We start from the raw sequence: 20303 nt of genomic DNA on the forward strand, positions 1-20303 counted from the left end.
ATCAATGATCTATCACCTATCAGCTATCAGCTATCAGCTATCAGCTATCAGCTATCAGCTATCAGCTATCAGCTATCAAAAGCTTAAAACCCGAGAAATGAATGTAAAGCTATTGTTGTTTAAAAGCATAAATGATGGAACCCCCTCTCGATCTGCTAAAAACTGACTACTGAAAGCTGGCAGCTCCAAAAACAAAAAACCCAGCCGGAGCTGGGTTTTTGGTATTCTGATAAACGTAAATATTAACGTTTTGAGAATTGTGGACGCTTACGTGCTTTCTTAAGACCCACTTTCTTACGCTCAACTTTACGTGCATCACGTGTAACGAAACCTGCTTTACGAAGTGTAGGACGTAGAGACTCGTCAAACTCCATAAGTGCACGAGTGATACCGTGACGGATAGCACCAGCTTGACCAGTTGTACCACCACCTGAAACAGTGATGTGTAGGTCAAACTTTTCAGTCATTTCTACGTGCTCTAATGCTTGACGAACAACCATGCGAGCAGTCTCACGACCGAAGTACTCTTCTAGAGAGCGCTTGTTGATTACGATGTTACCAGTGCCTGGGCGTAAGAATACGCGAGCACTTGAACTTTTACGACGACCTGTACCGTAGTATTGATTTGCCATGATAGTGCTCCTTAAATGTCTAGAACCTGAGGCTGTTGTGCAGCATGGTTGTGCTCAGTACCTGAGTAAACTTTAAGTTTACGGTACATTGCGCGGCCTAAAGGACCACGTGGCAACATGCCTTTAACAGCTTTTTCGATGATCATTTCAGGCTTTGCAGCTTGAAGCTTGTCGAAAGTAGTAGACTTAAGACCACCTGGGAAACCAGTGTGTGCGTGGTACATTTTGTCTTTTGCTTTATTACCAGTAACAGTAACTTTCTCAGCGTTGATAACGATGATGTAATCACCAGTATCTACGTGAGGAGTGTATTCAGCTTTATGCTTACCGCGTAGGCGACGAGCGATTTCAGTAGCGATGCGACCTAAAGTTTTACCTTCAGCGTCAACTACGTACCAGTCACGTTTTACTGTTTCTGGCTTAGCAACAAACGTTTTCATTTATTAAAATCCAATGTTTTTTAATTAAAACCACAGGTAATTATTATTAATTACCGCTCTAAGTTGAATGCTTTAACCCCTTCGAGTTTAAGACTTTGAGCCATCAATTAGAGGCTAAACTAATATCTGGCAATAGAACGCAACGTGGCAGACGCGGGAGTGTACCAGCACTTGAACCACATTGCTATATGATGGTTGTTTTTTATTCGAGAAAATCGGCTATCAGCTAAGTGCGCGCGAAATAAATTTCACGCCTACATCAATCGTAGGCGTCACGCTTGCTTGGCGCGCCTTACATTCAACACCGTTCGGCTAATAACTGACGGCTGAAAGCTGACAGCTCACTAAGCTAGATGCTCTTTTGCTAAGTACTCTAACGATTGCATTTCTTGTAGTCGGCTAATACAGCGCTTAAATTCAAAATTTAAGTTACCTTCGCTATATAGCTCGGTTATTGGCTTTTCAGCAGAGATAATCAGCGTTACATGACGCTCGTAGAATTCATCCACTAACGCGATAAAACGACGTGCGGCATCATCATTGGCTTGCCCAAGAGCTTTTACGTTCGACAAAATCACCGTGTTATAAAGTCGGCTTATTTCCATGTAATCAACTTGGCTGCGGGCTGTTTCGCATAGTTCACTAAACTCAAACATAGCAATACAGTCAGACACTTTACGGGTTTTGATCATCCGCCCTTCAATTTCAATTTCTTTATCGAGCACACCCGGCTCAGGTGACAACTTATCGAAGTATTCAAATAAATTATCATCAGCTTGCTTATCAAGCGGACTATGGAAAATTTCGGCTTGCTCAAGGGTACGTAAGCGATAATCAACCCCCGAGTCTACATTAACAATTTCGGTGTTGGCTTTTACCAACTCAATTGCTGGTAAGAAACGTGCACGTTGCAAACCGTTTCGATACAGCTCATCAGGCACGATGTTTGACGTAGCTACCAGCACAATGCCGCGCTCAAATAAGGCTTCCATCAAACCACCTAGCAGCATTGCATCAGTGATATCTTGCACAAAAAATTCATCAAAACAGATAATATCTGTTTCTGATTTAAAGATATCTGCAACCACATTTAATGGATTACTGGTATTTTTTAACTTTTTCAGCTCATCATGCACGCGATGCATAAAACGGTGAAAGTGCACACGCATCTTACGATCAGTAGGTAAAGCTTCGTAGAACGTATCAACTAAATAGGTCTTACCTCTACCTACTCCGCCCCAAAAATACAGCCCTTTTATACTTGGCGTGCTATCTTTAGAGAATAGTTTGGCAAACCACCCCTTCGCGGCCGGTTTGTCTGCCGTTAGGTCATCATAGAGTCTTTGCAAATGGCGCACTGCATTTTCTTGCGCTGCATCATGTACAAAGTCTTCACGTTGTAAATCTTGTTGGTATTTCTGCCAAGGAGTCATAGGTCGTTACAATAAAACACAGTTAAATTTGCACAGTATATTAACACGCATCGTATCTCAGGGTATATTAGCCCGCAGTATGATTTCACAATCAAATTAAGCATATTTTAATAATGATTGGACTATAAATGCTTTTAAAGCATTTGTTTTTGTTATTTTTTCCCAAAGGGGTAGATTTATGGGCACAATTACCTGGATAGGTATTCTAATCATCGTTGCAATTTCAGCATTCTTCATTGGTGCTTTTGTAACCAAAAAACAATTTAAGCAAGACGAACTAGAACAACAAGTCGAGCAAGCTAACAATGCGCTTGAACAATATCGTCAGGATGTAGCTGATCATCTAGCGAGCACAGGTAAGCTAGTATCTAAAATGAAAGATAACTACGACCAGCTACTTAACCATGTAGAAGAGACAAATAAACTACTACTTGCTGATAAAAAACAGCACCCAAATGAGCCGTTCTTTTCTAAAGAAACAACTGAGCAATTACAAAACTCATTACAAGACCGCAGAGGCGATCGTTCAAGTGCTGAAGCTCAGCCTGCTGACTATGTTGTTGGTGAAACGGGCTTGTTCACTGGCTCAGAGAAAGTTTCAGAACATTCTAAAGCCTCTTGATGAACTTTTTTTTGACCCCATAGTCATTAGATATAACAGCTTTATATCTAAACCAAGAAAAGGGCTGCTTAAGCAGCCCTTTTTAGTTTTTGCTTTATCTCTGAAGTGGAGTAAACCCAGACTATGAAAATGAAATTATCTGTTATCAGTGCTGCTATTTTATCTTCTAGCTTATTATTAAGCCCTGCAATTTCAATGGCAAAACTTCCTGTTGCTGTAAATGGTCAACAATTGCCAACCCTCGCGCCTATGCTTGAACAGATCACACCGGGTGTGGTGAGTATTCAAGTGTCAGGCTCTAAAGAAGTTCGCCGCCGTGCGACTCCTTTTGATGACTTTTTTGGTGTTCCTCGTGGTGGCAGTCAAAAGCGTGAATTTAGTGGCCTAGGCTCAGGTGTGATCATTGATGCAGACGAAGGGTACGTGGTTACTAATAACCATGTTATCGAAGATGCCGAAAAAATGGTGGTGACCTTAGAAGATGGCCGCGAATATGACGCGACCAAAATTGGTAGTGATAAAGAGTCAGATATTGCCTTGCTGCAAATTGATGCTGAAGACTTAACAGCGCTTAAAATTGCCGATTCAGATCAATTACGTGTAGGAGACTTCGCAGTTGCCATTGGTAATCCATTTGGTCTAAGTCACACTGTAACATCAGGTATCGTCAGTGCCCTTGGCCGTAGCGGTTTAAATATAGAGGGCTATGAAGACTTTATTCAAACCGATGCAGCTATCAATCAAGGCAACTCAGGCGGCGCTTTAGTGAACCTTAATGGTGAACTGATTGGTATCAACACCGCTATCTTAGGTGCATCAGGTGGTAATGTGGGGATTGGTTTTGCCATTCCATCTACCATGATGAAAAACCTTGTTGACCAGATCATCGAACACGGTGAAGTGCGTCGTGGCTCGCTGGGTATTTCAGGTCGACCACTTGATGCAGGCCTCGCTAAAGCACAACAGCTAGACGTAAAACAAGGCGCTTACGTTATGCAAGTAATGGATGATACAGCAGCAAGTAAAGCGGGTATCAAAGCGGGTGATGTAATCATTAGCGTTGATGGTACTGAAATTAGTGGTTTCCATGAATTACGCAGTAAAATTGCTACCCTTGGCGAAGGCAAAAAAGTAAAACTGGGCATTTACCGAGATGGCAAAATCAAAACCGTTAATGTCACATTAGATGGTGCATCAGCAACGACTGCTGCTGGCGAAGAAACGCACCCAGCTTTCCAAGGAGCGACATTAGAAAATACCCAGAAGAGTGATGGTAAGGGTGTTGAAGTAACCGGCGTACAAGCGCGTTCTCCAGCTGCTCGTGTCGGCCTTGAAGAAGGTGATGTGATCATGCAAGTGAACCGTCAACGCGTTGAAACAATCCGCGACATGAATAAGATCATCGAAAATACCAAAGGTAACATCGTACTAGGTGTTAAACGAGGTAGAGAGCTTATTTTCGTACTTATTCAGTAAACCTAGTTGATAAATCATGAAAAAATAACAGCGGTGCTTGCCGCTGATATTTTTTTTGTGCCATCATTAAGGGATTGCTCACTGATAATAAGAATACTGTGCTGAAACTTTTAAAATTTATCCTTCCACCGCTTTTCACTGGTTTAGGCATTGCCTTTTTAGTGGTTTTATTTAGCCCAAGCCTTCGTAGCACACTGTTACCAGATATGAATTTACCTGCAGCGATATCCTCTGAACATATGAGCTTTGCTGATGCAGTACAAAAAGCAGCGCCGTCGGTTGTTACTATTTTTTCAGAAAGCATTTCCAATCAACCTCGCTATAAACGTCAAAACACCGTTCAAGCTCTTGGCTCTGGTGTGATCATGACCCAAGACGGCTATATCTTGACTAACTACCATGTAATCAAAAATGCCGACCTCATTATTGTTACGCTCGCTGATGGCCGTCGTTTTTATGATGTACAAGTGATTGGTTTTGATACTCAAACAGATTTAGCACTGTTAAAGATCAGCGCTGAGCATTTACCAAAAATTCCAGTGAACGATAAATTTAAACCACGTGTAGGTGATGTTGTTTTAGCGATAGGTAACCCGCTTAACTTAGGTCAAACCATTACCCAAGGTATTATCAGTGCGACGGGTAAACAAAACTTAATCGATAGCCCTTACAGCAGCCTATTACAGATGGATGCTGCGATTAACGTTGGCAACTCAGGTGGCGCGTTAGTCAATTCAAGAGGTGACTTAGTCGGTATTACCTCGGCACAATTTAAAACTCATGAAAATCTCGATATTCAGGGTATTTTCTTTGCGGTGCCTTACTCGATTGCCAAAGATGTGATGGATAAACTAATAAAGCATGGCCGTGTCGTACGTGGCTATTTAGGCTTTAGTGGCACCGGCATTGATAGTACAGGTAAAGATGTTAGCGATAACTTTACGCCTGTTGCAGGTATGCGTATTTCTCAACTTGATCCATTTGGCCCAGCCTGGAAAGCAGGTATTAGAGAAACAGATATTGTAGTTAAAATTGGCGGTATTTCAGTAGCAAACCCACAACAAGTACTCGAGAAACTGGCCAATACAGAGCCAGGAAAAGAACTTGAGTTTGAAGTATATCGCAATGGCAAAATCTTAAAAGTAATGGTGACTGTTGCAGAACTCGAAGACGAGCAGTAGTTACTTAGGTAATACAGATACAAAAAAGGCCTAACAAGTGTTAGGCCTTTTTTGGAAGTCTTAGCGATTAGCTTGAACGGCGCTTGATATTAGCACCTAGCGCACTCAGCTTATCTTCAATGCGTTGATAACCACGGTCTACGTGATAGATGCGGTCAACAATAGTCTCACCTTGAGCAACGATCCCTGTCAAAATAAGGCTCGCTGAAGCACGTAAATCAGTTGCCATCACTTGCGCGCCTGATAGGCTTTCTGTATCGCCACAAATTGCCGTATTACCTTCTAAGCGAATGTTTGCGCCCATACGCTGTAACTCTGGTACGTGCATAAAACGGTTTTCAAAAATCGTTTCTGTGATGGTTGCACTGCCTTTAGCTACCACATTTAAAGCTGTAAACTGCGCTTGCATATCGGTAGGGAAACCCGGGTGTGGCATAGTCTTAATATTAACTGCTTTTAATTCGCGGCCACGCATATCAAGATAAATGCTGTTATCAGTGACTTCAACCAAGGCATTGGTAGCGCGTAGTTTTTCAATCACAGGATCAAGACTATGGTGGTCTGTATTTTTACAAAGCACTTCACCGCCAGCCATTGCCGCCGCAACCAAGAAGGTACCTGTTTCAATGCGATCAGGAAGAATGCTGTACTCACAACCCGATAGTGACTCAACCCCTTCAATTTCGATACGGCTAGTGCCTGCACCGCTGATCTTCGCACCCATCGCAATTAAGCAATTAGCAAGATCGGTAATTTCAGGTTCGCGAGCGGCATTTTCAAGTACAGTTTTACCATCAGCCAGCGTTGCTGCCATTAGTAAGTTTTCTGTTGCGCCAACACTGACCATCTCCATAAAGATTTCAGCACCTTTTAAGCGACCATCAACCTTAGCGTTGATATAACCATTTTCAACCTTGATGATAGCGCCCATGCGCTCGAGGCCTTGAATATGGATATCAACTGGGCGGGCACCAATCGCACAACCACCTGGCAGTGATACTTGCGCTTGGCCAAAACGGGCAACTAAAGGGCCTAATGCAAGCACAGAGGCACGCATTTGCTTTACCAGCTCGTACGGTGCAAGCGTTTTATCAACCGTCGCACCATCAATGATTAGTTTGTCTTGCTGCCATTCGACATTTGCACCCAGCGTTTTTAACAAGGCTTCTGTGGTGCCGATATCGCGTAAACGAGGAACATTACTAAAGGTACTTTTGCCCTGCCCTAAAAGCGCAGCAAAAAGAATTGGAAGAGCGGCATTTTTAGCGCCAGAAATAGTGACTTCACCTGCCAGAGAGGTGCCACCTTGAATAACAAATTGATCCATTAGGAGGCCCTGCGACTATTGAGGTAAAATAAATTTTTGTTCGCGTTTCCATTCAGTCGGTGTGAACGCTTTGATAGATACAGCGTGGATTGTACCGTCTGAGATTGTTGACATTAACGGAGCATAAACCAACTGTTGCTTCTTCACGCGAGATAAACCATCAAAACACTCACCAACAGCAATCACTTCGTAGTGGCTACCATTTGCTTTAACAATCACTTCATCTAGTTTTAATTCGTCGCGTAATAACGTTTCGACTTGGCTCGTTTCCATAAATCTCACTCAAATAAGTTTGTGACCTGACCCAACTGCATTAAGTTTTGCAATTGCTCAGGGCTATTTTGCAGTTCAAGGTGAATGCCTTGCTGCTTTAATTCTGCGAAAGAGTGAATTAACCAAGCTAAGCCCGCCGTGTCAACCCTAGAAAGCCCAGAAAGGTCAAAATACCATGTTTTATGCTTCGTATCTGGCTTAACGTTCAGAAGCCGTTCACGACCAATTGAATTTCGAGTCAGTTCGCCACTGACTCGAAACTGGTTCTCTTCAAGTTGAGTAATCTCGACTTTACTCATTGCCACCTTCACCTCTGAACTGAACTGGCAACTGGCTCTTCTGCTCCAATAAATCACTCACATATTCTATACCTTGTTGGCGTAAAATACCTTGTAATTCACTTTGTTTAGCATCTAATAAGCTAATACCTTCCGCAATCATGTCATAGGCTCGCCAATCACCATCACGATCCTCGCGTACCTTAAAATCGATTTTAATATCTGGCTTACCCGGCTCAACAATTTTTGTTTTCACTACTACGACATCTTGGCCTTTGAAAGGCTGCGCAGGTGCGAACTCAACGCTTTGATTAGTGTACTGTGTAAACACGCCAGCGTAAGTGGCGATTAAATATTTTTGAAATACATCAATAAAGCGCTGCAACTCTTTAATTGCTTTCGCTTTTTCTTCTTTATCTTCGATAGCGCGCACCTTTGATACATGATTACCTAATACGCGCAATGCAGCATATTTGTAGTCTATGTAAGGCATCAGCTCTTCTTCAACGATAACGCGTAAATGCTCTTTATCTTTCGCAATTAGAGGCTGATCTTTAGAAATACGCGCAAACGTATGATCAGATACTTTACGCACCATTTTATAAGGATCTTTTAAATCAATATTTGCATCAGCTGCATTGACATTTAACGTCAACAGCATGCCCAAACATACTAAAAACTTCTTAAACATAATTATTCACTTCCTTGGTTGAATAAGAACTGACCTATCAATTCTTCTAAAACTAATGCTGATTTTGTGTCGGTAATGTAGTCACCATTGGCAAGAGCCTTACTTTCAACACCAAACAGCTCATCTAAGCCAGCATCTTGTTCATTAACTGTCACTTCATTGCCCATACAACGCTGCTCAGCAGATTCTGGGGCAATAACAGGGTTAATACCTAAATACTGTTCACCTAAAATACCTGACGTTAAAATAGAGATTGATGTGGTGTCTGAAAACTTACATAAGTAATTAGCATCAATCGCCATATTAACCACCGGCACAAACTCTTTTGGATGGATAAAAATAGATTCAACTCGACCAACAACCACACCACCTACTTTGATAGGCGCTCTTGCTTTTAAAGAACCAATATTCTCAAACTTTGCGTTAAGTTGGTAAGTTTCACCACTCCCACTAATGCCAGCATTCGCAACTTTAAATGCTAATAATGCAAATGCAGCGATACCAAGGGCTACAAAAAAGCCAACTAATATTTCTAATTTCCGTGAATTCATCTTAATACCCTAATTAGCTGGTAAACATTACCGCTGTTAAAATAAAGTCAAAACCTAATACTGCCAATGACGAGTGCACAACGGTTTCTGTTGTGGCCTTACTGATCCCCTCAGATGTAGGAACACAGTCATAGCCTTTGTAAAGTGCAATCCAAGTCACAATCATGGCGAATACAAAACTCTTAATCATGCCGTTCACAATATCTTGTTGAAACGACACTTGCGCTTGCATGATTGACCAGAAGCTTCCTGAGTCAACACCAAGCCAATCAACACCCACTAAATGAGCGCCAATAATAGCAACCGCAGAAAATATTAGTGCAAGCAATGGCATACTGATAAAACCAGCCCAAAAACGCGGTGCAATAATGCGTTTAAGTGGATCGATCGCCATCATTTCTAAACTTGATAATTGTTCAGTCGCTTTCATTAACCCAATTTCAGCAGTAAGCGCACTACCCGCGCGACCAGCAAACAGTAATGCTGTTACTACAGGGCCTAACTCACGTAATAAGCTCAATGCCACTAAGGGTCCTAAGCTATCTTCAGCACCATAGCCTACTAATACGGTGTAACCTTGCAGAGCGAGCACCATACCGATAAATAGGCCTGACACCATGATGATCAAAAGAGATTGCGAGCCCACCATATATAATTGGCGAACAAGTAAAGGTGTGCCTTTTTTAAAGTTTGGCACATTAACGAGTGCACCAAACAGCATTTGAGTAGAACGACCAAGCGCGGCAAAGCGCCCTAGCGTTTTGTGACCTAACTTCTGGAATAGATCAAGCATTATGCACTCCTAGTAATTCATCATCATACGCAGGAGCTGGGAAATGGAATGGCACAGGGCCATCCGATAAACCATTTAAGAACTGTTGCACAAGCTCAGATTCATGGTTTTGCATTTGCTCAGGTGACCCTTCGCCTATCACTCCTTGATCAGCAATGATGATCACGTGGTCGGCAATACTCATTACTTCTGTTACATCATGAGTTACGATCAGTGATGATAAACCTAACACCTCATTCAGTGACTTAATAAGTTTAACAAGCACACCCATGGAAATAGGATCTTGACCAGCAAAAGGCTCATCATACATGATAAGTTCTGGATCAAGGGCAATTGAACGCGCTAAAGCAGCACGACGAGCCATACCACCCGAAAGCTCAGACGGCATTAAATCTTGTGCACCACGCAGGCCAACAGCTTGTAATTTCATTAAAACAACAAGGCGGATTAAATCTTCGCTAAGCTGAGTATGTTCGCGCAAAGGAAAGGCGATATTGTCAAACACTGACATATCGGTAAATAAAGCGCCGCTTTGAAACAGCATGCTCATTTTGGTACGGGCGGCGTATAGTTCCTTGCGAGTCATGCTAGGAATGCTTTTGCCTTCAAATAAAATGTCACCAGAGTCAGGCTTCAGCTGACCGCCAATTAAGCGTAACATGGTGGTTTTACCAATGCCGCTCGGTCCCATGATAGCGGTAATCTTGCCTTTCGGAATGTTAAAACTCATATTTTTATATATGATTCTATCGCCCCGTGAAAAGGTTACATCCTTGATTTCTACTATTGATTGCGACAAGTCGCTCTCCATAACGTTTTTCACTAGTTTTGCCATTTTAAGGGTTTTTTAGTCAAGATGGAAAAAACAAATCGTAAAATTTTGTAATATTTTCTATCAATAAATTCTAAAGCTAGCTGTAAAGAGCTTAACGACACCTGAAATTTAGTTTCCTTACCAAGCACGCTTTATGCTTGCCAGCCCATTCTTTTACTTATACTTTCAGGCTCGCTTTTGTTACTATTTGCAGTCATCTGTATAAGTAATGTTGGCGTATCACAATGGTGACTTCTTTTGTCATTTTAATTATTGGCTTTGCTGCACTCGTCTGGAGTGCTGATCGGTTTGTTTATGGGGCGGCTGCACTGGCAAAAAATATGGGGATCCCCACCCTAATCATTGGTTTAACCGTTGTTGCTATGGGCTCATCAGCCCCTGAAATGATGGTATCTGCATCAGCGGCACTTGCCGGTAAAACAGATACTGCGGTAGGTAATGCGGTCGGCTCTAACATTACTAACATCTTACTTGTACTTGGTGTCACAGCTTTACTGCGCCCTCTTTCAGTATCTTCAATGACACTCAAACGCGAAATGCCGCTGGTACTGTTAATCTCAGTAGCCGCTTGGTATGTGTTCTCAGATAACTATTTTTCGTTCGCTGAAGGCATTGCATTGATGATTGCCTTTGCGGTGTTCATTGGTGGCTTAGTTATTGTGTCTCTGCGTGCTAAAAACCAAGATGACCCATTTGTCAGCGAAGCGTGTGAAGACGTTCCGAACGATGTCAGTACCAAATCAGCCATATTCTGGTTAATCATCGGTATGGTTTTATTACCAGTCAGTTCACACTTTTTAGTTGAATCAGCCGTTGATATCGCAAAATATTTTGGTCTATCTGACCTTGTTATCGGCTTAACCATAATTGCTATTGGTACCAGCTTACCAGAGCTAGCGGCTTGTATTGCAGGGGTTTTAAAAAACGAAGACGACTTAGCACTTGGTAATATCGTTGGCTCAAATATTTTCAATTTACTCGCCGTATTACCTCTTGCGGGTATTATCAACCCTTCAATTATTGACCCTTCTGCGGCAAACCGCGATGCACTTATCATGATTGCAGCAACCGTTGTATTGATTGCCATGTCATTGAACTTTAAAGGTGCTCGTCGTATCAATAGAGTAGAAGGTGGCTTACTGTTAGTCGCATTTATTGCATATCAGGGCTATATTTTCAGCCAAGTAGGATAATTAATGACACAACCTAGCTTTATCGCGCAGGGTAAGCGCGTACTCGAAATTGAAGCACAAGCTTTACAAGAAATTGAGCAATATATAAATCAAGATTTCGATAATGCTTGCCAATTAATGTTCCAATGTACAGGTCGTATTATTGTGATTGGTATGGGCAAGTCTGGCCATGTAGGTAATAAAATTGCTGCAACCCTTGCAAGTACTGGCACTCCGGCATTTTTTGTTCATCCTGGCGAAGCTAGCCACGGTGATTTAGGCATGATCACCCGCGACGATGTGGTGATGTGTATTTCAAATTCAGGTGAGACCAGCGAAGTACTCAGTATTATCCCTGTTATTAAGCGCATTGGCGCAAAAATGATTTCATTAACAGGCAACCCAGACTCAACAATGGCAAAACTGTCTGATGTTCATGTGTGCATCAAAGTTAGCCAAGAAGCGTGTCCGTTAGGCCTTGCCCCAACGGCAAGCACCACTGCAACCTTGGTTATGGGCGATGCAATGGCGGTTGCGCTACTAGAAACCCGAGGTTTTACTGCCGACGATTTTGCACTTTCGCACCCTGGTGGCAGCTTAGGTAAACGTTTATTACTTACATTAGATGATGTGATGCACGCAGGCGACGCAACGCCAATCGTTAGCGAAACCCAAAGCATCAAAGATGCATTGATTGAAATGTCAGCCAAGGGCCTTGGTATGACCGCAGTGATTGGTGCAGATGAAAAGTTAGCCGGGTTATTCACTGATGGTGACTTACGCCGTATTTTAGAACAGCGCATCGATATCCATAACACGGCAATTAGCCAAGTGATGACCCGTTCATGCACAACGGCTCGCCCTGACATGCTTGCGGCTGAAGCTTTAAATATTATGGAGCATAAACGTATTAATGGTTTAATTGTGGTGGATCAAAGCAACACACCAATTGGTGCCCTTAATATGCAAGACTTATTAAAAGCAGGAGTTCTCTAAGCAATGACATTCGCCGAACTATACCAGCCCCTGAGCCCTGATGTGAGTCAGCGTGCTCAAAAAATAAAACTATTAATCTGTGATATTGATGGTGTTTTTTCTGATGGTCGAATTTATTTGGGTAATAATGGCGAAGAGCTTAAAGCATTCAATACTAAAGATGGTTTTGGTATTAAAGCACTCATTAATAGTGGCTTTGAAGTGGCAGTGATTACTGGCCGCCATTCACAAATAGTTCAGCAGCGAATGACTAGCCTAACAGTTCAGCACATTTATCAGGGACAAGAAGATAAGCTGATTGCTTATCAAGAGTTAAAGGATAAACTGGGGCTGACAGATGAACAGATTGCCTATATTGGTGATGATGGTCCAGACTTACCAGTTATGGAAAAAGTTGGCTTTGCTGTCGCAGTAAACGATGCACACCCGCTCATCAAGAAGCTGGCTCATTACACCACATTATTACCGGGTGGCTTTGGAGCCGTGCGTGAATTAACTGATTTACTGATGTTAGAAAACGGCAAGCCGTTAACTAGCGATGGAACCAGCGCATGAATATAGCCCGTATTTTACTGAGTATTGTTTTTGTCTGTTGCATGGTGTGGTTATGGTACCCGTACTTTAACCAGTCAACTGATACAATAACTAGTGAAGACGAGATCATCGCAACGCCTGATTACACTGCCGTTGCTCTAAAGCAAACAGCTTATGACGAGCAAGGTAAAATTAGTCATAAAGTGGCAGCTGCAAAAATGGAGTTGTATCAACAATTAGGGTTTACCTTTTTTGAACAACCTATTTTTACTATTTATAGCGATCAGCAAGTTTGGCAAGTAAGAGCCAAAGAAGCTACTTTATACGAAAATGATCAGCTGATTTTTGAAGGGGATGTAGTTGCTAAAAACTTAACCCATAACGGTATGATCGAAGACATAAAAGCAGAAAATATTAATGTCGACATTGATAAAATGACGATGTTTTCAAAGCAACCTGTAACACTAACAGGACCGAATTTAAAAATTACCGGTAAAGGCTTAAAAGCCGATTTAAAAGCCGAAATTGTTGAGTTAACTAACCATACACGAACCATATACTATGACCAATAAACTGAAGAAATTACTCCTGATCCCAAGCTTATTGATTGCCTTTTCGGGCGCAGCTGCCGAGCAAACAGGCGCTCAAATTAGCATTAGCTCAGATCGCCAAGTCGGTAAACTAAAAGATGGCGTTGGCATATTTGAAGGTAACGTAGAGATCGTGCATGGTGATCGTCGCATTACAGCAGAGCGACTTGAGGCACATGGCGGTGACACCGAAGGTACAGTCGAATTAATTATCGCTACAGGCAAACCAGCTTACTTCGAAGAAAAGCAAGCTGATGGTACCGTGATGAGCGCCAGCGCCGAAGAAGTTCGTTATGATGTTGCGAAACGCTTCTTAACACTCAATGGCGAAGCTGAAGTCACTCAAGCGGGTCAAAAAGTAACGGCAAAAAGCATTACCTATGATATGGCTCAACAGCTGATCAGCGCAGAAAAAGACGAAAACTCAACAGATCGTGTACACACTATTTTAGTGCCTGTAGAAAATAAAAAAGACGATAAAGGCCAACCATGAGCACATTAAAAGCAGAGCTTTTAGCTAAAAGCTACAAAGGCCGCCAAGTGGTTAAAAATGTCGGTCTTGAAGTTGAAGCGGGCAGTATTGTTGGCTTGTTAGGGCCAAATGGTGCAGGTAAAACAACGACCTTCTATATGATTGTAGGCCTCGTACCAAGCGACAAAGGAAAAATAAGCATCGATGATAACGATATCACGCTTTTGCCAATGCACAGCCGTGCGCGCTTAGGTATTGGTTATCTACCACAAGAGTCGTCTATTTTTCGAAAATTAACAGTTTACCAAAACTTGATGGCCATATTAGAGACCCGCAAAGATCTTAACAAAACAACGCGCGAAGAGACGCTTAACAACTTATTAGATGAATTTAGCATTCAACATATTCGCGATAGCCAAGGTATGGCACTGTCAGGTGGTGAACGACGCCGCGTTGAAATTGCACGTGCATTAGCCGCTAATCCTAAATTTATCCTTTTAGATGAGCCTTTTGCTGGTGTTGATCCTATTTCGGTGTTAGATATAAAGAAAATTATTGAGCACCTAAAAAATCGTGGTATTGGTGTACTTATTACTGACCATAATGTTCGAGAAACCCTTGATGTTTGTGAAAAAGCCTACATTGTTTCTCATGGGGAGCTAATTGCATCAGGGACACCTGAGCACGTATTAGCTGACCAAACTGTACGTGATGTTTATCTAGGCGAGCAATTCAGGCTGTAACCATTACGCCACCGACTAGAGCATCTGCTAGACTTATACAATGACAATAAATCGATAACAGTGTCTTCACCGTTACCGATAACTTAAAAAGGATTGTTAGGGATACATGAGGCAATCATTACAGCTGCGCATGGGCCAGCAACTTACAATGACTCCACAACTGCAACAAGCCATTCGCTTGTTGCAGCTCAGTACATTGGATCTCCAGCAAGAAATTCAAGAAGCGCTTGATAGTAATCCTCTGCTTGAAGTGGAAGAAGCGGATTACAACGAAGAAAGCATCGGTAAGAATGAGCAAAAAGCGGAGTCTGACGATGTACAAGTCAGCGCGTCTGCCGACGAAGCACCTAGCGAATTCGAGCAAGAAAGCAGTGATGCTCTGAGTAAGGATACGGTTAGCGATGACTTAGCTATGGATGTTACGTGGGATGAGTACATGAGTGCCGCCCCATCAACATCGTCTGGGCCAATGCCTGAAGACGAGTCTATTTACCAAGGTGCTTCAACAGAAACACTGCAAGAATATTTAATGTGGCAACTACAGCTCACACCATTTAGTCCTACCGATGAAGCGATTGCCGTTGCCATCGTTGAAGCTATCGATGACTCAGGTATTTTAACGGTTAGCTGCGAAGATATTGTCGAAAGCTTTAATCAAAATAATGATGAAGAAGAAATCGAACTCGATGAAGTTGAAGCTGTCTTAAAAAGAATACAGTTATTCGATCCAGTTGGTATCGGCGCGCGAAGTTTACAAGAGTGCCTGTGTATACAACTTCGTCAATTCGATGCCAATACGCCATATTTAGCTGAAACTAAAATGGTTTTATCTGAGCATATCGAATTATTAGCAAGTCGCGACTATCGCACTTTAATGAAAAAGACTAAGCTTAAAGAAAACGAGCTTAAAGAAGTGATGACGCTCATTCACAGCTTAAATCCTAAGCCTGCGGATAGCATAGTACGCGAAGAATCTGAGTACGTCATACCCGATGTATCAGTGAAAAAAGTGAAAGGCCGCTGGGTAGTCGAGTTAAACCCAGATTGTATGCCAAAAATTAGAGTGAATAGCCAATATGCAGCGATGTCTCGCTCTGTTAAATCAAGTAGCGACAGCCAATTTATTCGTTCTCACTTACAAGAAGCAAAGTGGTTTATTAAGAGCTTAGAGAGCCGTAACGATACTTTACTAAAAGTGACCAACTGTATCGTGCAACAACAGCAAGCTTTCTTTGAACATGGCCCAGAAGCAATGAAGCCAATGGTGCTAAACGATGTCGCTGAAATGGTCGAAATGCATGAATCGACGATTTCTCGGGTTACAACACAAAAATATATGCATACCCCAAGGGGAATTTTTGAGTTGAAATATTTCTTCTCAAGCCATGTCAGCACCGAAAATGGTGGTGAGTGTTCTTCTACAGCAATTCGCGCTTTAATCAAGAAGTTAGTTGCTGCAGAAAACTCGGTTAAACCATTGAGTGATAGCAAAATTGCAGATATATTGGCTGAGCAAGGAATTAAAGTAGCTAGACGTACAATTGCAAAATATCGTGAGTCTCTAGCAATACCTCCGTCTAATCAGCGTAAAAGTCTGATTTAGACGTTTTACATAGAAGGAAAATGCTTATGCAACTAAATTTAACTGGTCGTCACGTAGAAGTCACTGATTCATTAAGAGACTATGTAAACACTAAGTTCGCAAAACTAGAAAGGCATTTTGATCATATTAATAATGTTCATGTCATTTTAGATGTAGAAAAATTAAGCCAAAAAGCAGAAGCAACTTTACATGTAAACGGAGGCGAGTTGTTCGCTTCTACAGAACATCAAGATATGTACGCAGCAATTGACTCATTGATCGATAAACTTGATCGCCAAGTCATTAAGCATAAAGAGAAATTAGCTCGACATTAAATTATGAAACTTAGTTCACTTACTAATCAGGACTGCAGCAAAGCTGCGGTCCTTTTTAATAGCAAAAAAAGAATTCTTGAGTATATTAGCGAGTTAGCTCACCAGCAGTTTCCTCATTTATCTCAACAAGATATCCTAGATGCTTTTCTGAACAGGGAAAAGTTAGGTAGTACAGGTATCGGCCGAGGAATAGCTATTCCCCACGGTCGAATGAGTGGTGCTGATGAACCTCATGCATTTATTATTGTCAGTGAATCTCCCATCAATTTTGATGCGATAGACAATCGTCCCGTTGATATTTTTGTGGCACTCATCGTACCAGATGGCGATTGCCAGTTGCACTTGAAGACCTTGTCAACAATTGCTGATAGACTTAAAGATAAAGATTTTTGTAAACAGTTGCGAAGTGCTACAAGCGATCAGCAACTATTTCAAGTAATTGCATCAGAGGCATAAATGGAATTAATAATTATCAGCGGTCGCTCAGGCTCGGGGAAATCGGTCGCTTTACGAGTTCTTGAAGACTTAGGCTACTACTGTGTTGATAATATTCCTGTCAACCTACTGCCTTCGCTCGTGCGAAGTGTTTCTGATAATTATGACAAAATTGCCGTCAGTATCGACGTACGTAACTTACCGAAAGAGCAGCAAGAGTTTAATGATATTCTTGAGTACCTGCCAGGTTTTGCAAACCCAACACTATTCTACCTAGATAGTGATGACCAAACCCTAATTAAGCGCTTTTCTGAAACTCGCCGTTTGCATCCATTATCGATTGATTCTTTACCGCTTGATCTTGCCATTAAACAAGAAAAAATCCTGCTTGATGTGCTGATCACCCGCGCTGACTTTATGATTGATACCACTGATTTGAGTGTTCATCAGTTAGCAGAATCAATTCGTGAAAAGATTTTAGGTAAGAAAGATAAAAAACTGATTATTACGTTTATGTCGTTTGGTTTTAAGCATGGCATTCCAAAAGAAGCTGACTACGTTTTTGATGCACGCTTTTTACCGAACCCACACTGGGAGCCTGATTTAAAGCCACTAACCGGCCTCGATCAGCCTGTCAGGGATTATTTAGCTAGCCACAGCATAGTGCAAAAATTCACTTGGCAGATTCAAACCTTTGTACAGACTTGGTTGCCACATCTAGAGCGCAACAACCGCAGTTACCTAACCATTGCAATTGGTTGTACAGGAGGCCAACACCGTTCTGTTTACTTAGCGCAAACAATTGGTGAAAGCTTTTCTAAAACTCATGCTAATGTAAAAATTCGCCACCGCGAACAAGATATCTAACTAGGCACCAACAATGCACGCTGAAGATACCTTTTTAATTCAAAACAAACTTGGCTTACATGCTCGCGCTGCGACTGTTTTAGCGCAACTAGCACTGCAATTTGATGCCAAAATTACACTTTTTCAAGATGAGAAAGAAGCTGAAGGCGACAGCGTGTTAGCGTTAATGCTCCTTGAAAGTAGTCAAGGAAAAGAGGTTCGTGTTGTATGCGAAGGTCCTGACGCTGACGCTGCATTAACGGCAATCGGCGAATTAATTGCGCAACGCTTTCACGAGCAAGAATAGCATTTGCTAAGACTTCAAGGTTTACGGTAAACTTACTTCGGATATTTAAAATTCCCTTTAAATATCCTACTTTTATATCGCTCGCTTTTCTAAATTACAAAACTCTTAATAAATTTATCGCAGTGCGACGATATCTCTGCAAATACACTACAAAGCAACTATGCTGTATTTGCATAGCCTATTTAAACTTTTTTCAGTTGTAAGGACGCCAATGCCAGAAGCCTTTGAACAAGATTACCCACTACAACAACTCAAACAAGTGACCAAGTCACTCAATAGTGGTCAATTTGTTCAAGTGCGCGGCATGTTAGCCAAAACGGCACCTTGTGATACAGCCCTTTTACTTGAGTCTTCTCCCCATAAAATTCGTCGTATGCTTTGGCAGCTGGTTGACCCAGATGTCCGTGGTGATGTTCTAGAGGAACTCTCTGAAGATGTACGTCTTGGCATTATTGCCCAGATGGAGCCTGAGCACATTGCTGCTGCTACAGAAGATATGGACGACGATGACTTAGGTGAGGTTTTACGTAGTCTTCCTGATACCGTATATCAAGACGTTGTTAGCGCGATGGACTCGCAAGATAGAGAAAGGGCAACTCAAGCGCTTTCTTATCAAGAGCGCTCAGCCGGTGCCCTGATGAACAGCGATACGGTAACCATTCGTCCAGATGTTACCCTAGATGTAGTTTTACGCTATTTACGCTTACGAGGTGAGTTACCAGAGGGTACCGATGATTTATATGTAGTTGATAAACATAACTGCTTTTTAGGGGCGCTTTCGTTAACCACGCTACTGACAAGTCCTTCTGATAAAGTTGTTCGTGATTTAATGGATGAAGACTGTGAGTCAATCCTAATCTCTATGGATGAAAGTGATGTAGCGCAACTGTTCGAGCGTCACAACTGGATTTCAGCCCCTGTTGTAGATGATAACGCTCACTTGCTTGGTCGTATTACCATCGATGATATCGTTGACGTAATCCGTGAAGATGCTGAACACAGCATGCTAAGCCTTGCTGGTCTTGACGACGAAGAAGATACCTTTGCGCCAGTACTCAAAAGCTCGCAGCGTCGCTCTATTTGGCTTGGGGTTAACTTATTAACCGCATTGCTAGCAGCAATTGTGGCAAGCTTTTTCGAAAACACCTTAGCAATCTTACCTATTTTAGCGGTACTCAATGGTATCGTTCCTTCAATGGGGGGTGTTGCGGGTAGCCAAACCCTAACTCTGGTTATTCGTGGTATAGCGGTTGGTCATATCAACCAAACCAACCAACGCTTCTTATTACTTAAGGAGTTAGCAATTGGCGCACTGAATGGCATTATTTGGTCGATATTAATTGCTGGTGTGGTTGCCCTATGGCAGTGGGACTTTAAGCTCGGCGCAGTGCTGGCCTTTGCAATGTTTATGAACCTTGTTGCCGCAGGTATTGCAGGTGCAAGCATTCCATTAATTCTTAAGAAAATGAAAATTGACCCTGCCCTCGCCGGCAGTGTGGTACTGACAACAGTAACGGATATTGTCGGTATCTTTGCCTTTTTAGGCACCGCAACCTGGCTATTGATCTGATACCAATTCACAATAATACTTAATTAAGCGAATTGGTATAAATAAAAACGGCCCTTTATGGGCTAATGCCAGTCAGTTAAGAGCTGACTGGCATTTTCTTTTATAGGGATATTTATTAGGTTTCCTTCTTACCACCCTTGGATAATGCCTGTCTGGTAGCCTATCGGGTAATATAAACAGACTATGAGT

At 42.1% G+C, this 20303-nt stretch carries 25 protein-coding genes; 15 read left to right on the forward strand and 10 right to left on the reverse strand.

The features are described from left to right. Positions 1-242: 242 nt before the first annotated feature. The 3 genes from rpsI to zapE all read right to left on the reverse strand — a co-directional run bounded on the left by rpsI (position 243) and on the right by zapE (position 2505). Positions 243-635, reverse strand: a complete 393-nt coding sequence (gene rpsI / locus CWB80_RS21505) for a 30S ribosomal protein S9 (RefSeq protein WP_095209788.1) — start codon at positions 633-635, stop codon at positions 243-245. 8 nt (positions 636-643) lie between these two features. Continuing rightward, a complete protein-coding gene (rplM, locus tag CWB80_RS21510) occupies positions 644-1072 on the reverse strand; it encodes a 50S ribosomal protein L13 (protein ID WP_054554177.1) in 429 nt (142 codons plus the stop codon). Between the two features lie 344 nt (positions 1073-1416). Next, on the reverse strand, positions 1417-2505 hold the full coding sequence (gene zapE, locus CWB80_RS21515) for a cell division protein ZapE (RefSeq protein WP_054554176.1): 1089 nt from the start codon (positions 2503-2505) through the stop codon (positions 1417-1419). 178 nt (positions 2506-2683) lie between these two features. Between zapE and CWB80_RS21520 the strand changes: the two genes are divergently transcribed. The 3 genes from CWB80_RS21520 to CWB80_RS21530 all read left to right on the forward strand — a co-directional run bounded on the left by CWB80_RS21520 (position 2684) and on the right by CWB80_RS21530 (position 5784). Beyond that, the gene (locus CWB80_RS21520) at positions 2684-3127 is read left to right on the forward strand and encodes a Z-ring associated ZapG family protein (RefSeq protein ID WP_055020791.1); all 444 of its coding nucleotides are present in this window, start codon (positions 2684-2686) and stop codon (positions 3125-3127) included. Between the two features lie 123 nt (positions 3128-3250). Further along, entirely contained in the window at positions 3251-4603 is a 1353-nt protein-coding gene (locus CWB80_RS21525) for a Do family serine endopeptidase (RefSeq protein WP_138602010.1), read from the forward strand. A gap of 98 nt (positions 4604-4701) precedes the next feature. Next, a complete protein-coding gene (locus CWB80_RS21530) occupies positions 4702-5784 on the forward strand; it encodes a trypsin-like peptidase domain-containing protein (protein ID WP_138602008.1) in 1083 nt (360 codons plus the stop codon). A 67-nt stretch (positions 5785-5851) separates the two neighbouring features. Here CWB80_RS21530 and murA read toward each other — a convergent pair whose 3' ends face one another. Genes murA through CWB80_RS21565 form a run of 7 tightly spaced genes read right to left on the reverse strand, consistent with a single transcriptional unit; the run spans position 5852 to position 10508 of the window. Next, the gene (gene murA, locus CWB80_RS21535; protein ID WP_138602006.1) at positions 5852-7111 is read right to left on the reverse strand and encodes a UDP-N-acetylglucosamine 1-carboxyvinyltransferase; all 1260 of its coding nucleotides are present in this window, start codon (positions 7109-7111) and stop codon (positions 5852-5854) included. 15 nt (positions 7112-7126) lie between these two features. Continuing rightward, positions 7127-7384, reverse strand: a complete 258-nt coding sequence (locus CWB80_RS21540; RefSeq protein ID WP_054554171.1) for a BolA family protein — start codon at positions 7382-7384, stop codon at positions 7127-7129. Between the two features lie 5 nt (positions 7385-7389). Beyond that, entirely contained in the window at positions 7390-7683 is a 294-nt protein-coding gene (locus tag CWB80_RS21545) for an STAS domain-containing protein (protein WP_054554170.1), read from the reverse strand. Next, positions 7676-8323 (reverse strand): MlaC/ttg2D family ABC transporter substrate-binding protein, encoded by a 648-nt coding sequence (locus CWB80_RS21550; RefSeq protein WP_371352324.1) that lies wholly within the window; start codon positions 8321-8323, stop codon positions 7676-7678. The genes CWB80_RS21545 and CWB80_RS21550 overlap by 8 nt, the downstream gene beginning before the upstream one ends. A gap of 32 nt (positions 8324-8355) precedes the next feature. Further along, positions 8356-8904 carry an outer membrane lipid asymmetry maintenance protein MlaD gene (mlaD, locus tag CWB80_RS21555; protein WP_054554168.1) on the reverse strand — a complete coding sequence of 183 codons (549 nt, stop codon included), beginning with the start codon at positions 8902-8904 and terminating at the stop codon, positions 8356-8358. 13 nt (positions 8905-8917) lie between these two features. Then, positions 8918-9697: a lipid asymmetry maintenance ABC transporter permease subunit MlaE gene (gene mlaE, locus CWB80_RS21560; RefSeq protein ID WP_054554167.1), complete on the reverse strand. Its 780-nt coding sequence runs from the start codon at positions 9695-9697 to the stop codon at positions 8918-8920. Beyond that, positions 9690-10508 carry an ATP-binding cassette domain-containing protein gene (locus CWB80_RS21565; RefSeq protein ID WP_082389312.1) on the reverse strand — a complete coding sequence of 273 codons (819 nt, stop codon included), beginning with the start codon at positions 10506-10508 and terminating at the stop codon, positions 9690-9692. Before CWB80_RS21565 ends, mlaE begins: the two co-directional genes overlap by 8 nt. A 248-nt stretch (positions 10509-10756) precedes the next feature. On the opposite strand from CWB80_RS21565, the gene CWB80_RS21570 reads away from it, so the two are divergent. From CWB80_RS21570 to mgtE, 12 genes are all read left to right on the forward strand, one after another. Next, the gene (locus tag CWB80_RS21570) at positions 10757-11725 is read left to right on the forward strand and encodes a calcium/sodium antiporter (protein WP_138602003.1); all 969 of its coding nucleotides are present in this window, start codon (positions 10757-10759) and stop codon (positions 11723-11725) included. Between the two features lie 3 nt (positions 11726-11728). Continuing rightward, a complete protein-coding gene (locus CWB80_RS21575) occupies positions 11729-12700 on the forward strand; it encodes a KpsF/GutQ family sugar-phosphate isomerase (protein WP_054554164.1) in 972 nt (323 codons plus the stop codon). Positions 12701-12703: 3 nt separating this feature from the next. After that, positions 12704-13255 carry a 3-deoxy-manno-octulosonate-8-phosphatase KdsC gene (gene kdsC, locus CWB80_RS21580; protein WP_138602001.1) on the forward strand — a complete coding sequence of 184 codons (552 nt, stop codon included), beginning with the start codon at positions 12704-12706 and terminating at the stop codon, positions 13253-13255. After that, entirely contained in the window at positions 13252-13806 is a 555-nt protein-coding gene (gene lptC, locus CWB80_RS21585) for an LPS export ABC transporter periplasmic protein LptC (protein ID WP_054554162.1), read from the forward strand. The genes kdsC and lptC overlap by 4 nt, the downstream gene beginning before the upstream one ends. Continuing rightward, positions 13796-14317, forward strand: coding sequence for a lipopolysaccharide transport periplasmic protein LptA (lptA, locus tag CWB80_RS21590; RefSeq protein WP_054554161.1), 522 nt, complete (start codon positions 13796-13798; stop codon positions 14315-14317). Before lptC ends, lptA begins: the two co-directional genes overlap by 11 nt. After that, the gene (lptB, locus tag CWB80_RS21595) at positions 14314-15039 is read left to right on the forward strand and encodes an LPS export ABC transporter ATP-binding protein (protein WP_054554160.1); all 726 of its coding nucleotides are present in this window, start codon (positions 14314-14316) and stop codon (positions 15037-15039) included. Before lptA ends, lptB begins: the two co-directional genes overlap by 4 nt. Before the next feature lie 106 nt (positions 15040-15145). Continuing rightward, positions 15146-16642: an RNA polymerase factor sigma-54 gene (locus CWB80_RS21600; protein ID WP_054554159.1), complete on the forward strand. Its 1497-nt coding sequence runs from the start codon at positions 15146-15148 to the stop codon at positions 16640-16642. A gap of 26 nt (positions 16643-16668) precedes the next feature. Continuing rightward, positions 16669-16956: a ribosome hibernation promoting factor gene (gene hpf, locus CWB80_RS21605; RefSeq protein WP_054554158.1), complete on the forward strand. Its 288-nt coding sequence runs from the start codon at positions 16669-16671 to the stop codon at positions 16954-16956. A 3-nt stretch (positions 16957-16959) separates the two neighbouring features. Further along, positions 16960-17412 carry a PTS IIA-like nitrogen regulatory protein PtsN gene (gene ptsN / locus CWB80_RS21610; RefSeq protein WP_054554157.1) on the forward strand — a complete coding sequence of 151 codons (453 nt, stop codon included), beginning with the start codon at positions 16960-16962 and terminating at the stop codon, positions 17410-17412. Then, positions 17413-18258 (forward strand): RNase adapter RapZ, encoded by an 846-nt coding sequence (gene rapZ, locus CWB80_RS21615; RefSeq protein WP_138601999.1) that lies wholly within the window; start codon positions 17413-17415, stop codon positions 18256-18258. A gap of 13 nt (positions 18259-18271) precedes the next feature. Continuing rightward, the gene (locus CWB80_RS21620; protein ID WP_054554155.1) at positions 18272-18544 is read left to right on the forward strand and encodes an HPr family phosphocarrier protein; all 273 of its coding nucleotides are present in this window, start codon (positions 18272-18274) and stop codon (positions 18542-18544) included. 211 nt (positions 18545-18755) lie between these two features. Continuing rightward, positions 18756-20114, forward strand: a complete 1359-nt coding sequence (mgtE, locus tag CWB80_RS21625) for a magnesium transporter (protein ID WP_138601996.1) — start codon at positions 18756-18758, stop codon at positions 20112-20114. Positions 20115-20303: the final 189 nt, after the last annotated feature.

It is taken from the genome of Pseudoalteromonas sp. S1650 (genome assembly GCF_005887195.1).
Lineage (GTDB): Bacteria > Pseudomonadota > Gammaproteobacteria > Enterobacterales > Alteromonadaceae > Pseudoalteromonas > Pseudoalteromonas simplex.